Origin of the sequence: Segatella sinensis, from assembly GCF_040095255.1 — a bacterium.
Lineage (GTDB): Bacteria > Bacteroidota > Bacteroidia > Bacteroidales > Bacteroidaceae > Prevotella > Prevotella sinensis.
In genome coordinates this window covers 42390-56871 of record NZ_JBBNGE010000006.1, presented here as the reverse complement: position 1 = coordinate 56871, position 14482 = coordinate 42390, and the positions used below count along the sequence as shown (strand labels likewise).

Sequence of the window (14482 nt, the reverse complement as noted above, 5' to 3'; positions counted from 1 at the left end):
CTTAAGGAAAACGACAGCTTCTCTTAAGAGTTTTTTCCGCAACGTTTAATCTGTAAAGTTATTTATCACCGCCAGTGCAGCAGAAATTCTTTCGTGCAGCTGTCTTGGTTTTGTCGAGGTTAGCATACTCACGGGAAACGACAAGGGTCTATATGCCACGATGAAAAGGTGGCGTATAGACCCTTTTTACTTTCCGGAATCTTTGATTCTCAAGAATCAAAAACCATTATTTCTTCTCCTCAGGAACCAGGAACTTATCGCCACTCTGCTTGACAAGCTGCTTGGCAAACTTCTCTGGATAACCAGGACGAACTGGAGTAGCACCCAAACCGTATGGAGTCTTCTTGAAGGTACCATTCTTATCGGTTGGCTTGATGATCATATCATTGTACTTCACCACCATGAACTCGAAAAGCTGGTTCCAGCGACCCAACATCTGCTGCGCCTTCTCTACACTGTAGTCGTTGAGATACTTCACGGCAGCCTGTGGGTTCTGGGCATAAAGCTCCTGAGCCTTCTTCTCAACACCTGCCTGAGCAGCAAAATAGCTGTTGTCCAAGCTATCACGAACCTCCTTCAAGGTTGGGAACATCAAACTGTAACGAGGATAAACCATGTTGCTGGTCATGTTGCAAACCCAGTAAGCGTTCTTCTTGCTGAAATGCACCGCATCAACACCAGGAGTATTGTAGCACTCAGGACGCTCGGTCATAGAGCAATATACTGGAGTGAACGCAGCCATATTGGCATCGTCGTTGGCAAACCAGAACACGCCGCCAATCTCTCTTGGCAACCATGAACGCATCTGGCTCACGAATACGAAACCAGTCTGCTGGGTGCTTACAGGACGCTCGTTGAAATACTGCTTGCCATCCACCTTGTACATCAATGGTGTAGGACGATAAGGCATCTCCCAGATACCACAGCCGATATCAGAACCGTCGGCTACAGAAAGAGGAGTACCCTCGTAATGGTCGCGCATCACATTCTCAACATCCTTCACGCTCACCTTCTTGTTAGGAACCACCCAGAGAGGCATATCCTGCGCATCAGGATTCTTGCCGAGTGCCCAATCCAGATAAGGGCTCATATCATAGAAGTGGTTCAGCATCGCCCAGGCACGGGCATCGCAAAAACGGCGACCAGAGAAATCAGGCTTCGCATACGCCATCTTCCAGGAGAAATCAGCATCCTTGCCCTTGAACCAGCCCTTGCTGCGGGCAAAAGAAACCACATCCTTGGCATACATCACGTTCTTCTTGTCCTTCATATTGAACTTGCCGATGCGGCTCTGGTTGGCATGTGCACAGATGGCATCATCCGGAATGCGGAGTGCTACCCATACAGCACCCTTGGAACCGGCACCCTTACCCATCATCTCCATGATCCAAGCCTCGTTAGGATCGCAGATGGTGAAGGTCTCACCGCCAGAGTTGTAACCGTAGGTATTGGCGAGGGTGGTCATCACCTTGATAGCCTCGCGAGCCGTCTTACTGCGCTGGAGAGCTACATAGATGAGTGAACCATAGTCCATGATACCGGTAGAATCCACCATCTCCTCACGACCGCCATAGGTAGTCTCGCCGATGGTAACCTGCCACTCGTTGATGTTACCGATTACGTTGTAGGTCTCGGCAGCCTCAGGAATCTCACCATGATACTTGTTGCTGTCCCAATCGAAAATCTTGCGCATCTCGCCCTTGGCATGCTTAGCCGCAGGATAATGGCAGAGGTACTGGAACATTCCGTAGTCGTCGGCACTGTAAGAACACATCACCGAACCATCTACTGATGCCTTCTTGCCCACGATGAAGTTGCTGCAGGCCTCAGCCTCTGAGACACTGCCCAACATAGCCACAGCCATCAAGGCTGAAGCAAAAATCTTATTCATAAAATATACCTTTATTTATATTAATCACAAGCCTTGAAGCTCATATCCAAACCCTTCACACTGTGTGTCAAGGCACCTACAGAGATAAAGTCAACACCCTGCTCTGCATAGTCACGGATGGTATCGTAGGTGATACCGCCAGATGACTCAGTCTCATACTTGCCAGCGATGATATCAACAGCCTTCTTGGTATCAGGCACAGAGAAGTTATCGAGCATGATACGGTTGACACCGCCGTGCTTCAATACCTGGTCGAGCTCATCGAAGCTGCGAACCTCGATTTCAATCTTCAGATTGAGACCCTTCTCCTTGAGATAAGCATGACAACGGTCGATGGCGTTATCGATACCGCCAGCAAAATCGATGTGATTGTCCTTGAGGAGAATCATATCGAAGAGACCGATACGATGGTTCATACCACCACCAATCTTCACTGCCTGCTTCTCCAACATACGGAGACCTGGAGTAGTCTTACGGGTGTCGAGGATGTGAGTCTTGGTACCTTCAAGGCGCTTTACATACATAGCGGTCATGGTAGCAATACCGCTCATACGCTGCATGATGTTGAGCATGAGACGCTCAGTCTGAAGCAAAGAACGGGTCTTGCCCTCTACGATCATAGCGATGTCGCCCTTCTTCACGTGGGTACCATCCTGCAACAGAACCTCTACCTTCATGGTAGGATCGAAGCGTGCGAACACCTTCTTAGCCATTTCTACACCAGCCAAAACGCCATCTTCCTTGATGAGCAAATGGCTCTTACCCATGGCGTCCTCTGGAATGCAACACAAGGTTGTGTGGTCGCCATCACCGATATCCTCAGCAAATGCCAAGTCTATCAACTTGTCTTCTAATTGATCTACGCTTAACATATTATTAATGTTTATTGTTTAATGTTTATTGTTTAATCTTTTCCCGTTCCATAGGGCGCAGAGGATGCCTTCCTCATCACGCTCTACCCTGATTTCTCCACCCAGCCATTCGGTCATGGGCAACTCCTCACGGAACTCATAATAGTTGACTACCCTATCCTCGGCTATCTCCACCACTGCCTGCTGCAGGATGGTGCCATCGGGAAGCACCACAGTATGAGCACCGCATCTTCTCTGTTCCTCCATCGCTATCTCGTCTTAAGAGGTTCTGCCTTCATCGGCTTCATTTCCTTGAGCGGTCTCAACGGTTTGCCATCCGGCATTCTGATAGGATGAACCGGCTTTTGGGATGACATCTCGAAGGTCTGCTCTCCCGGTTTTTCACCTGATGAGGATGAAGCAGAAGAGGATGACGCAGAAGAAGCACTATCCTTGCGAAGACTATCGGATGATGCCGAGGAAGAGCTTCCTGCCGGCGCTGCCACTGGCTTCTGCGGATGCATGCGAATCAGCTTGATATGCTCCAGGAACATCAGCTTCAAGGTGGTCTGAGAAGAGACGCCCGTGCCGTTATCGTCATTCATCAGCATGAAGTATCCCTTCACGCTCTTGATGCCAAGTGAATCAGCATCAGAGAGTTCCACCGAATAATGCTGGGTACTCTGAATCATGATGGTACGCTGGGCAATACTGTCGTTACCAAACTGCACTGCGAGCATCGCAACACCATTGCGCATACCATCCTGGTAGATGAACTGCGCATCGAAATCGAGCATCAGGCGGTCGCCCTTATGGAAGGTAGAATCCACCTTGATATCGAAGCTGGTACTATTGAACGGCTTCACAGGCATGAACACCATCGATGTAGCGAGATTCCATACATTAGCCGTATCGCCGGTGGCAGAGAGATTAGCAAACTCTCCTCCCTCCTTGGCACTACCGCCCATGGCTGTAATCTCGTTGTTGTAACGGTCGGTCAGGTCCTTATACACATCCTCCAACAGTTCGGTATGACGCATATAATAAACCATGGAAGAATCGAACTCGGCAGAGGTGACATCGTGCTTTCTGAGCACCGCCTCACGATAAGCCAGGCTCTGTCCCTTGTCGCCGTTATCATCCATGTGTGCCATCGCCAGAGCCAGGTGATAATCATAAAGAATATCCGTCATCTTGCCCTTCGACAAGACGCCGCCTGGCAGGGAAGGCTTGCAGGATGAAACGCAGAAAAGCAATGCCATCACTGCCACAAGACAAATCATTAACTTCTTCATTCTCATACCTCCTTTCTAATTCTTATCTTCCTTGTTATCTTCCTTGTTAGCAGAAGTCTCCTTCTTCTCCCCTTTCTTCTTGTCATTACCTCCAAGATGCTCCAGTTCCTTGCGGCAGAAGAGCAGCATGGAGATGATACCCACACTGACGCAGGCATCGGCAAAATTGAATACAGGATCGAAGAATGTTCCCTGCTGACCACCCCAGAAAGGTACCCACTCCGGCCAGGTATAGCTGAAGAACGGGAAGCGGAACATATCTACCACCTTACCCATAAAAAAAGGCGCATATCCATCGCCGAACGGTACCATATAGGATACGTAATAAGGCGAGGAAGCCGTGAACATCAGACCATAGAACATCGAATCGATCATATTGCCGATGGCACCCGTAAGTACCAGAGCTACGAGGATGATGTAGAGCAGACGATGCGTACCCCTTTTGATGATGCGATAGAGATAGACGATGAGAGCGACGATGGCTACAGAGCGCAGCAGGCTGAGCCAGAACTTGCCGATAAACGACATGCCCCACGCCATACCATTGTTCTCAATGAAATCGATAAAAAACCAATCTGTAACACGAACAGACTCGCCAAGGCAAAAGTGGGTCTTGATGTACAGCTTAATCCATTGGTCGATGATAAGCAGCACAACCACCATTGCCGTGACGAGCCAGCCGATATGTAAATTCCTTTTTTTCTCCATTTATTATTTCTTTCTAGCCTCCTTGGAAGCTACACTCAATGTGGCATGAGGTACTGCACGCAAACGCTCCTTAGGAATCAACTCACCCGTCTCGCGGTCGATGCCATAGGTTTTGTTCTGAATGCGGACTAGCGCAGCCTCCAGACCCTTGATGAACTTCTGCTGGCGCTGAGCCATCTGGATGATCTCCTCCTTGCTCTGTGCCTCGCTGCCCTCCTCAAGAGCCTTGTAGGTTGGTGATGTATCTACCACATCATTACTATCTGAGTGGTTGAGCTGAGCCATACAGTCACGGTAGGTCTGCTTTGCCACCTTTAACTTCTCTTCAATGATAGCGCGGAACTCCTCGAGTTCTACATCGCTATAACGTGCTTTTTCGTTAGCCATAGACGTTGTTTTGTTATAAAAGTTATTATTAGACTAGAGTTTTAAGGAAAGAAGTTAGAAGCAAGTAGCTTCGGATAACTCCTGACTCCTAACTTCTAACTCCTAACTATTTAATTCTTCTCTACGAGAATGTTCAACTTAAAGTCATCAAACTCGGTCTCAACACCTGCGTTGTCACCGATTTCGATGCTGTCAGCCAGTACCTGACCCTTGATGTAGTCGCCGAATGACTCGATGGCAGCATTGGTCTCCTCATTGGAAGCCACTGTCACCTTGATGCGGTCGGTAATCTCCAGACCAGTCTCCTTGCGGAGGTTCTGGATACGGTTGATCAGCTCACGAGCCATACCCTCCTTCTTCAATTCAGGAGTCAACTCTACCTCAAGCGCTACGGTCAGATTGCCCTCGTTAGATACGAGCCATCCTGGGATATCCTCAGAGATAATCTCCACGTCGGCTACCTCTACCACGGCTTCCTGTCCGTCAATATTCAATGTGATGTTGCCTGCCTTCTCGAAAGCTGCAATCTGGTCCTGATCGAGCGCTGACATCTGGGCAGCAACACCCTTCATCAGCTTGCCGAACTTCTTACCCATCACTCTGAAGTTACATTTCACCTTCTTCACGAGAATGCCCTGACCCTCAATGAAGTTAACCTCCTTCACGTTCACCTCATTCTTCAACAGTCCGGCTACTGCCTCGATGTGTGCCTTCTGTACATCATCTACGGCAGGAATCATAATCTGCTGGAGTGGCTGACGAACCTTGATGTTCACCTTGCGGCGCAATGCCAATACCATAGAAGTAATCTTCTGGGCGATAGCCATACGCTCCTCCAGGTCGGCATCGATAGCAGCTTCATCAGCTACAGGGAACTTGTCGAGGTGTACGCTCTCCAACTCGCCGCCCAAGTCGTGATACAACTCGTCTGCATAGAATGGAGCGAATGGTGCCAGCAGCTTAGCCACTGTCATCAGACAGGTATAGAGAGTCTGATAAGCACTCAGCTTATCCTCGCTCATCTCCTTACCCCAGAAACGTTTACGGTTCAGACGAACGTACCAGTTAGAGAGGTCATCATTGACGAATGCGTCGATGAGACGACCTGCACGGGTTGGATCATAGCCAGCCAACTCTCTGTCAACGCCCTTGATGAGGGTATTGAGTGAAGAGAGAATCCAGCGATCAATCTCTGGGCGCTTCTCGAATGGCACCTGAGCTGCCTCAGCATCGAAACCATCTACATTAGCATAGAGGGCGAAGAAGCTGTAGGTATTATACAAAGTACCGAAGAACTTGCGACGGGTCTCATCTACACCGTTAGGGTCGAACTTGAGGTTGTCCCAAGGCTCGCTGTTGGTCATCATATAGAAACGAACAGGATCGGCACCATACTTGTCAATCATCTCGAATGGGTTAGTCACGTTACCCACGTGCTTACTCATCTTGTTACCCTTGGCATCGAGAACGAGACCAGAAGAGATTACGTTCTTGAAGGCTACGCTATCGAATACCATGGTAGCGATGGCGTGCAGGGTGAAGAACCATCCACGGGTCTGATCCACGCCCTCGTTGATGAAGTCGGCTGGATAGAACTTAGGAGGAATAGCATATCCCTCGTAGGTGCTGTGGATGAGTGCATCGCGGTCTGCCTCTGTGCCACGAGCCATCTCACCCTCGAATGGGTAGTGGAGCTGGGCATAAGGCATTGAGCCTGAATCGAACCAAACGTCAATCAGGTCGCTCTCACGATACATTGGCTTGCCCTCCTCGTTTACCAATACGATCTTGTCAACGTATGGACGGTGGAGGTCAATCTTATCATAGTTCTCCTGACTGTAGTCGCCAGGAACGAAACCGTTCTCCTTCAATGGGTTGCTCTGCATGATACCGGCAGCCACTGACTTCTCGATTTCAGCATAGAGTTCCTCCAGGCTGCCGATGCACTTCTCGCCACGGTTCTCATCACGCCAGATTGGCAATGGAGTACCCCAGAAGCGGGAACGTGAAAGGTTCCAGTCGTTCAGGTTCTCGAGCCAGTTGCCGAAACGGCCTGTACCGGTGCTCTCAGGCTGCCAGTTGATGGTCTTGTTGAGTTCTACCATGCGCTCCTTGCGGGCAGTATCCTTGATAAACCAGCTATCCAATGGGTAGTAGAGGATAGGCTTGTCGGTACGCCAGCAGTGAGGATAGTTGTGAACATGTTTCTCGCTCTTGAAAGCCTTGCCCTCCTGCTTCAGTTCGTAGCAGAGCACGATGTTCAGGTCTTCAGCCTTATCAGAAGCCTTCTTGTCCCAGACACCATCCACATTAAACTGTGGGTCGTAGGCATTCTTCACGTAGTCGCCTGCGTGATGAGCGTATGCCTCCTTGTTGACACAAGCGTTCACGAAGTTGTCATCGAGATCTTCGATGAGATAGAACTTACCCTGCAGGTCAACCATTGGGCGGGTCTCACCCTTTTTATTAATAAGGTAGAGCGCAGGGATGTTGGCATCCTTAGCTACCTTGGCGTCATCAGCACCGAATGTAGGAGCGATGTGCACGATACCAGTACCGTCATCGGTAGTAACGTAGTCGCCGAGGATGACGCGGAAAGCCTCGCTATCCATCTCAACGAACTTATCGCGACCATCCTCAGAAGCGAACACCTTCTCAGGATGAGCTGCAGCATACTCTGTTACGAAAGCTGGAGCAAAAGCATCTACCTTCTCGCATGGCTTTACCCATGGCAGGAGCTGCTCGTAGTGCAAGCCTTCGAGGTCTGTACCCTTCATGTGGTCGATAATGCGCCATGGGCACTGCTTCTTCTCCTTGTCGAATGGCAGGAGATCGCCTTCCTTGCACTCCTGGTCAGCCTTCAGATATGAGCCTACCAAAGCCTCAGCCATCACGAGTGTCATATGCTCGCCATTGTAGAGGTTGTAGGTCTCGATAGCTACATAATCAATCTTAGGACCTACACAGAGAGCCACGTTTGATGGCAAAGTCCAAGGTGTAGTGGTCCATGCGATGAAGTATGGCTTGCCCCACTTGGTCCACTCTGCCTTAGGATCCTTGATGAGGAACTGGGCAGTGGTGGTGAGGTCCTTTACATCGCGGTAGCAGCCAGGCTGGTTCAACTCGTGAGAGCTCAAACCTGTACCTGCGCCTGGAGAGTATGGCTGGATGGTGTAACCCTTGTAGAGCAGGCCCTTGTTGTAGAGCTGCTTGAGGAGCCACCAGAGAGTCTCGATGTACTTGTTATCGTATGTGATATAAGGATGATCGAGATCTACGAAGTAACCCATCTTCTCGGTCAACTCGCGCCACTCAGCGGTGAACTTCATCACGTTCTCGCGGCACTTGTGGTTGTAATCCTCGGTAGAGATATACTTCTCAGAAGCCTTGTTGTCGATATCCTTCTTGGTGATGCCGAGTTCCTTCTCGACACCGAGTTCAACAGGGAGTCCGTGGGTATCCCATCCCGCCTTGCGGTGAACCTGGAAGCCCTTCATGGTCTTGTATCTGTTGAATGTATCCTTGATACTACGTGCCAACACGTGGTGAATACCCGGGTGGCCATTAGCTGATGGAGGTCCCTCGAAGAAGATAAACTGAGGGCAGCCTTCACGCTCATCAATAGACTTGTGGAAGATATCATTTTTCTCCCACGCTGCTAGTACGTCATTGTTTGTCTGAGTAAGATTCAGACCATTGTGCTCGGCAAATTTCTTAGCCATATTATCTATTTAAATTTTATATTGTTTTTACTTTTGGGCGCAAAGTTACAAAAAAAATATGTTTTTTCCCAATAAAGGGGTGATAAATTAATAATTTTTCTATTAAAAATCCCGATTTGAGCACCAAAATACTACCTGATGCTCAAATCGGGAATCAATATTCTGTTAAGGCTGGCAGGAAAAGCCATCAGTCCAAACGCTATAATCCAAAACTGTCGAGGGTTGTAAATCAGTCCAGACTATGGAGCCATTTCTTACCCCATTTGGTAGAAAGCCAAATATTTATAGCAACTGCAATTAATGCAATAATGCCAAAAACCAAGGTCATACCTGTTGTAAAATCCAGCTGTTTCATAATTATTATTTTATTTTGATTATTCTAAACGCAGCGTAAGCTAACGCTATCGTTCCTATAATACCTCCGGCAAACATACCTAAAAGTCTTTCAGGATTACCAGTATCCGTAACCAAAGCCATACCACTTCCAAGTACAGTCGTACCAAAGCACATAGCTGCTAAGTTATAGAAGAACTTTCCTAGTTCCTCCCTACTTGTTCTTGCCTGTTGTTTATCTTCTCTTTGCGTCATAACTCTGATTTTTAAATCAATATTCAGTTTGACTTTGCAAATATAAGAAAATATCCGGCAAAGTGGGATGATCCTGCTCTTTATTTAACAGTTTTTACACGAACCCTACAGATTTTCCGCCTCCTGCAGCCAGATGGAGGATGCGGCATCGCTAGGCATGCGCCAGTCGCCACGAGGACTGAGGCTCACGCTTCCCACCTTCGGACCATCAGGCAGACAGCTGCGCTTGAACTGCTGGTTGAAGAATCTTCTCACAAAGGTCTTGAGCCATTTCTTGATAGTCTCCTCATCATAGGAATCAGGATCGTTGTCGCTGATTTTCACACGCTCCAGCTGGGTATCGATAAACGCCTTCTTTGCCAGCATGTAAATCTTGGACGGACGGAATCCGAAACGCAGGAAGTAATAGAGGAAGAAATCGTGCAGCTCGTATGGGCCCACCAGGTCTTCTGTCTTCTGCTTGATATTACCATTTTCATCGGCAGGAATCAGCTCCGGACTAATAGGTGTGTCGATGATGTCGCGCAGGGTGATGCGGCTCTGCTCATCCACCCCACTCTCGGCAACATAGTTCACGAGATGACGGATCAGGGTCTTAGGGATGCTGGCATTCACACCATACATGCTCATGTGGTCGCCATTATAGGTAGCCCAGCCCAGAGCCAGCTCAGAAAGGTCGCCGGTGCCTATCACCATACCACCCATCTTGTTGGCAAGGTCCATCAGAATCTGCGTACGCTCGCGTGCCTGCGAATTCTCATAGGTTACATCATGCACACTGGCATCATGACCGATATCCTCAAAATGCTGGGTCACAGCCTTGGCGATGCTGATTTCACGGATGGTGATACCCAGGCTCTTCATCAGCGAGATGGCGTTGTTGTAGGTGCGGTCAGTGGTTCCGAAACCTGGCATGGTAACACCCACGATGCCACGGCGGTCCATCTTCAGCTTATCGAATGCCTTGACGCAGACGAGCAGGGCAAGGGTGGAATCCAATCCGCCGCTGATACCCACTACCACCGTCTTGGCATGGGTATGTACGATGCGCTTGGCAAGACCCATCAGCTGGATATTGAAAATCTCCTCGCAGGAGGCATTCATATCGCTGCTGGTAGGAATGAAAGGATGGGGATTCACCTCACGCTCCAACACGAACTCGCGTTCATTCTCGGTAGGATCGGCATCGATGTTACGGATGTTGAACTGTCCGCCGAGAACCGAATATTTGATGTTACGCTGGGCGTTGACATAGGTGGAATTTGTGCGACGCTCCGAACGGAGTTTCTCCACATCAACCTGCGCAATAACCATCTGAGGTTCAAGAGAGAAACGCTCACCTTGTGCAAGTAAAGCTCCATTCTCATAAACCAGGGCATTTCCGCCATATACCACATCCTGCGTGCTCTCGCCGAAACCGCAGGAACTGTAGATGTAACCCGTCATGGTGCGGGCACTCTGCTGGCTCAGCAGACTCTTCAGATAGTTGTGCTTTCCGATGAGTTCATCGCTCGCAGAGAGGTTGAAGATGAGGTCGGCACCAGCCAGTGCCAGCTTGTTGCTAGGAGGAGCCGGCGCCCATACATCCTCGCATATCTCTACGCCAAACTGCACGCCGTCATAGGTGCGGAAAATCTGCACATCCGGAGTCAGCTTCACCTTGTGTCCGGCATAGCGGACCTCGCAGTCGCGCAAATCCTGGGCAGAGGCAAACCAGCGCTTCTCATAGAACTCGCTGTAGTTAGGGAGATAGGTCTTAGGCACGATGCCCAGGATCTGTCCGTGCTGGATCACGATACCGCAATTCAGCAGCAGATCGCCAGCCACTACCGGAGCGCCGACAATGGAGATGATGTCGAGTTTGCGGGTGAAATCGAGCAGCATCATCACCGCCTGCTCTGATGATTCCAGGAGCATCTGCTGGCGGAAAAGGTCCTGACAGGAATAGCCTGTGATAGACAATTCCGGGAAGGTAATGATCTCTACGCCCTTGCCTTCAGCCTGGGCTATCAGATCTTCTATCTGTTGGGTGTTGAAGATTACATCGCCTACCTTGACGGCAGGGATGGCACTTGCCACCTTCATAAATCCGTACTTCATGATAAATTACTTTATTGTTACCTGTGTGGCACCATATCCATACTCCTGGAAGGAAGCATCCTGATAGGTGCAGTTCTTATAGCGATAGTTCAGCTCATGGATGAGTGCCTGGCGCAGAACGCCTTCTCCCTTGCCATGAATGAAGATAATCTTCTGACCCTTGTTCTTCTTGTTCTCCGCCATTGTCTTCTTGAAGATATCCATCTGATAATGAAGGATATCAGCAGAATTCATTCCAGCAGTTGTTTCAAGAACCTCGTCTGCATGAAGGTCGATGATGAGGGTACCGTCATCCTTCTTGCTCTTCTTGCTGGTGTTGGCAATCACCTTCTCGTCCTTGTACATCTGCTCCTTCAATCGCTTGGAATCGATGACCAGCGGACGGGCTACCTCGTCGTTCTCCACGATGGTGAAGAGATAGGCTGGAGTCTCGAAGAAATCATTCTCCTCGAAGAGATGGAGCTTGTAGAACTTCACTGGGTCCAGGCGGAACTGGACATCCGTAGCTGGCTTCAACAGGAATGGCTTGTCCTTCTTGTAGGCAATCATCTGGATGGCGATGTGCTCCATCTCATTCAAAGCCTCACGACCGAATTCCTCGATGAAGAGCTTGGTGTTTGGCTCGATTTCACCCTCCGCCTTCAGGGTCCACGCATTGCCCTCGGCTACGAGATAGGTGTAGCGCAGATAGTAGTTGCTGTCGTTCACCATATATGATTCGAAGCGGGTGTTGGTCACGTCCTTGATATCGATAGGCACGAAGGCGAGATAGGCGCTGAGCTTGTTACCGCCCGTACGCTCCTGAATCTGCTTTACGAAGGTAATCTCGCGGTCGGCAGCATCATACTCCTCTACGTTCATATCCACATCATTCTCGTGCTCGTTCAGGATAGCCTTGATGCTTCTGCTGTCCTGATGCAGTTCGGTGTTGGCATGCTCTTCAGCCTTCTGCTTGGCATCCATCTTGGCAGAGATCATCTTGCCCATGGCATAGTCGTCCTGTTCTACCACTACCACCTCGTTGATCGGCATCGGAATCTCGAAACCATCTTCATCCTCTACCAGCACGATATTCTTGCCCTGGAAGCCAGCCACCTTTCCGCCGCCCACTTCGCTCAGGAATCTTACTTTATCACCTTTCTTCATATTTCTATTTTTTTATTTTTATCTAATCATTTATCTATCCTTAACTCAAAATATATTTTCCCTCAAGCGGAATCACTCTCAGAAATGTGGATACACTTTGCAAAGGTACAAAAGATATTGCAGAATATGGATGTTTTTAATATTTTTAATGCAAGTAAGAAAATAATCTTGATGAAAAGCACCGGGTTTGGGATATTTTTTATATCTTTGCAAGTAGATTGCATATAGATTGCACATAGTTAATGTATCACTCTTAAACAATGATTGATTATGATTACATTTCCATGCGCCAAGATCAACCTTGGCTTAAATATAGTAAGCAAGCGCGCTGATGGTTACCACAATCTGGAAACCGTATTCTACCCTATCCCCCTGACTGATGCCTTGGAGATCAAGCTGATGGGAGAAGAATTTCCTAGCGAGGTAGCGTGCGACCTGAAGATTACAGGCAATGCCGTGGATTGCGATGAACAGAAAAACCTGGTGGTGAAGGCATATAATATGCTGGCTGCCGATTTCAAGATTCCCCGCATTCATACGCATCTCGTCAAGCGAATCCCATCTCAGGCAGGAATGGGTGGCGGCTCTGCAGATGCTGCCTACATGATCCGTCTGCTCGATGAGCGTTTCCGCCTAAACATCGGTATTCCTGAGATGGAGCGATATGCAGCCAAGTTGGGTGCTGACTGTGCCTACTTCATCAGTGCAGACCCGGAGAATGGAGATACTGCCTGCTATGCTGAGGGTATCGGCGATGTACTGATGCCGGCAAGCGGTCCTGGAGATAACATGAAGGGATATTACATTGTGGTGGTGAAGCGCGACGACATCGCTGTAAGCACCAAGGATGCCTATGCTGCCATCACTCCAAAGAAGCCTGCGAAATGCTGCCGCGATATCGTCCGCCAGCCTATCGAGACGTGGAAGGATGAGCTTGTCAACGATTTCGAGGCGCCGATCTTTGCGATGCATCCAGAGTTGGCAGAAATCAAGCAGAAGCTCTACAATCTGGGGGCCTCATATGCAGCTATGAGCGGTAGCGGCAGTGCCATCTTCGGTATATTCAAGCATAAGCCTGCCAATATCGAAGAGCAGTTCGAAGGAATGTTCTGCAAGGTATTAAAACTTTAGATTTTAAACACGACACAATGAATGAAGAAACACATCAGAAACTGATGACTATCAAGCGAAGCTTTCGCTTGTTGATGAACGGTCCGGGTTCGCAATCCATGCGAGACAAGGGACTAGGATATAAACTGAATTGGGGTGTACCCTTTTATGAATTGAAGAAGATGGCGCAGGAATACGGCAAGGATTACGACCTCGCCATCGAACTCTGGAAGGAAGATATACGGGAGTGCAAGATTCTTGCTACCCTCATCATGCCTGCCGACAAGATGCTGGCTGAAATCACGGATATCTGGATGGAACAGGTGCAGAGCCAGGAAATGGCTGAGATGCTTGCCTTCAATCTGCTGCAATATGTGGAATATGCGCCGGTGATTGCGTATCAATGGATTGCAAGCGATAAACCGCTGTATGAGATTGCCGGTTTCCAGCTTCTTGCCCGCCTCTTTGCGAATGGTAAGGAGCCTAACGATCGTGGAATCAATGAATTCCTGGATCAGGCTGCCGTGGCATTGCAGGGTGATAATATGGGAGTGAAGCATGCTGCCGCCAATGCCGTGATGCGCTTCTGCGATTTCGGAGAGGATTTCGAGAATATCGCCAGAGGGGCGCTCAAGGGTATCTTCGAAATATAATTTTATCTGCGTAGAATTATTCATCGGATTA

13 protein-coding genes are annotated in these 14482 nt (G+C 49.0%); 2 read left to right on the top strand and 11 right to left on the bottom strand.

Features of this window, described 5'->3' with window-relative positions; genetic code table 11:
* Positions 1–226 precede the first annotated feature (226 nt).
* The 11 genes from AAAT87_RS02890 to AAAT87_RS02840 form a co-directional block, all read right to left on the bottom strand.
* Positions 227–1891, bottom strand: coding sequence for a dipeptidase (locus AAAT87_RS02890; RefSeq protein WP_349225563.1), 1665 nt, complete (start codon positions 1889–1891; stop codon positions 227–229).
* Between the two features lie 20 nt (positions 1892–1911).
* A complete protein-coding gene (gene nadC, locus AAAT87_RS02885) occupies positions 1912–2763 on the bottom strand; it encodes a carboxylating nicotinate-nucleotide diphosphorylase (protein ID WP_295024996.1) in 852 nt (283 codons plus the stop codon).
* An 18-nt stretch (positions 2764–2781) separates the two neighbouring features.
* On the bottom strand, positions 2782–3009 hold the full coding sequence (locus AAAT87_RS02880) for a hypothetical protein (RefSeq protein WP_295024997.1): 228 nt from the start codon (positions 3007–3009) through the stop codon (positions 2782–2784).
* 2 nt (positions 3010–3011) lie between these two features.
* Complete coding sequence (locus AAAT87_RS02875; protein WP_295024998.1) at positions 3012–4037, bottom strand: DUF4296 domain-containing protein; 1026 nt, start codon at positions 4035–4037, stop codon at positions 3012–3014.
* A 15-nt stretch (positions 4038–4052) separates the two neighbouring features.
* Positions 4053–4745 (bottom strand): lipoprotein signal peptidase, encoded by a 693-nt coding sequence (locus tag AAAT87_RS02870; RefSeq protein ID WP_349225562.1) that lies wholly within the window; start codon positions 4743–4745, stop codon positions 4053–4055.
* Positions 4746–4748: 3 nt separating this feature from the next.
* Complete coding sequence (locus AAAT87_RS02865; RefSeq protein ID WP_089543439.1) at positions 4749–5132, bottom strand: TraR/DksA family transcriptional regulator; 384 nt, start codon at positions 5130–5132, stop codon at positions 4749–4751.
* Between the two features lie 110 nt (positions 5133–5242).
* The gene (gene ileS, locus AAAT87_RS02860) at positions 5243–8854 is read right to left on the bottom strand and encodes an isoleucine--tRNA ligase (RefSeq protein ID WP_349225561.1); all 3612 of its coding nucleotides are present in this window, start codon (positions 8852–8854) and stop codon (positions 5243–5245) included.
* Between the two features lie 229 nt (positions 8855–9083).
* The gene (locus tag AAAT87_RS02855; protein ID WP_294971954.1) at positions 9084–9209 is read right to left on the bottom strand and encodes a hypothetical protein; all 126 of its coding nucleotides are present in this window, start codon (positions 9207–9209) and stop codon (positions 9084–9086) included.
* 5 nt (positions 9210–9214) lie between these two features.
* Positions 9215–9442 (bottom strand): DUF6722 family protein, encoded by a 228-nt coding sequence (locus AAAT87_RS02850; RefSeq protein WP_296971312.1) that lies wholly within the window; start codon positions 9440–9442, stop codon positions 9215–9217.
* Between the two features lie 105 nt (positions 9443–9547).
* On the bottom strand, positions 9548–11542 hold the full coding sequence (locus AAAT87_RS02845; RefSeq protein WP_349225560.1) for an NAD(+) synthase: 1995 nt from the start codon (positions 11540–11542) through the stop codon (positions 9548–9550).
* A gap of 6 nt (positions 11543–11548) precedes the next feature.
* Positions 11549–12688 (bottom strand): DUF2027 domain-containing protein, encoded by a 1140-nt coding sequence (locus AAAT87_RS02840; protein ID WP_349225559.1) that lies wholly within the window; start codon positions 12686–12688, stop codon positions 11549–11551.
* A 270-nt stretch (positions 12689–12958) separates the two neighbouring features.
* On the opposite strand from AAAT87_RS02840, the gene ispE reads away from it, so the two are divergent.
* Positions 12959–13819 carry a 4-(cytidine 5'-diphospho)-2-C-methyl-D-erythritol kinase gene (gene ispE, locus AAAT87_RS02835; RefSeq protein ID WP_349225558.1) on the top strand — a complete coding sequence of 287 codons (861 nt, stop codon included), beginning with the start codon at positions 12959–12961 and terminating at the stop codon, positions 13817–13819.
* Between the two features lie 17 nt (positions 13820–13836).
* The gene (locus AAAT87_RS02830; protein WP_153102956.1) at positions 13837–14451 is read left to right on the top strand and encodes a DNA alkylation repair protein; all 615 of its coding nucleotides are present in this window, start codon (positions 13837–13839) and stop codon (positions 14449–14451) included.
* Positions 14452–14482 lie beyond the last annotated feature (31 nt).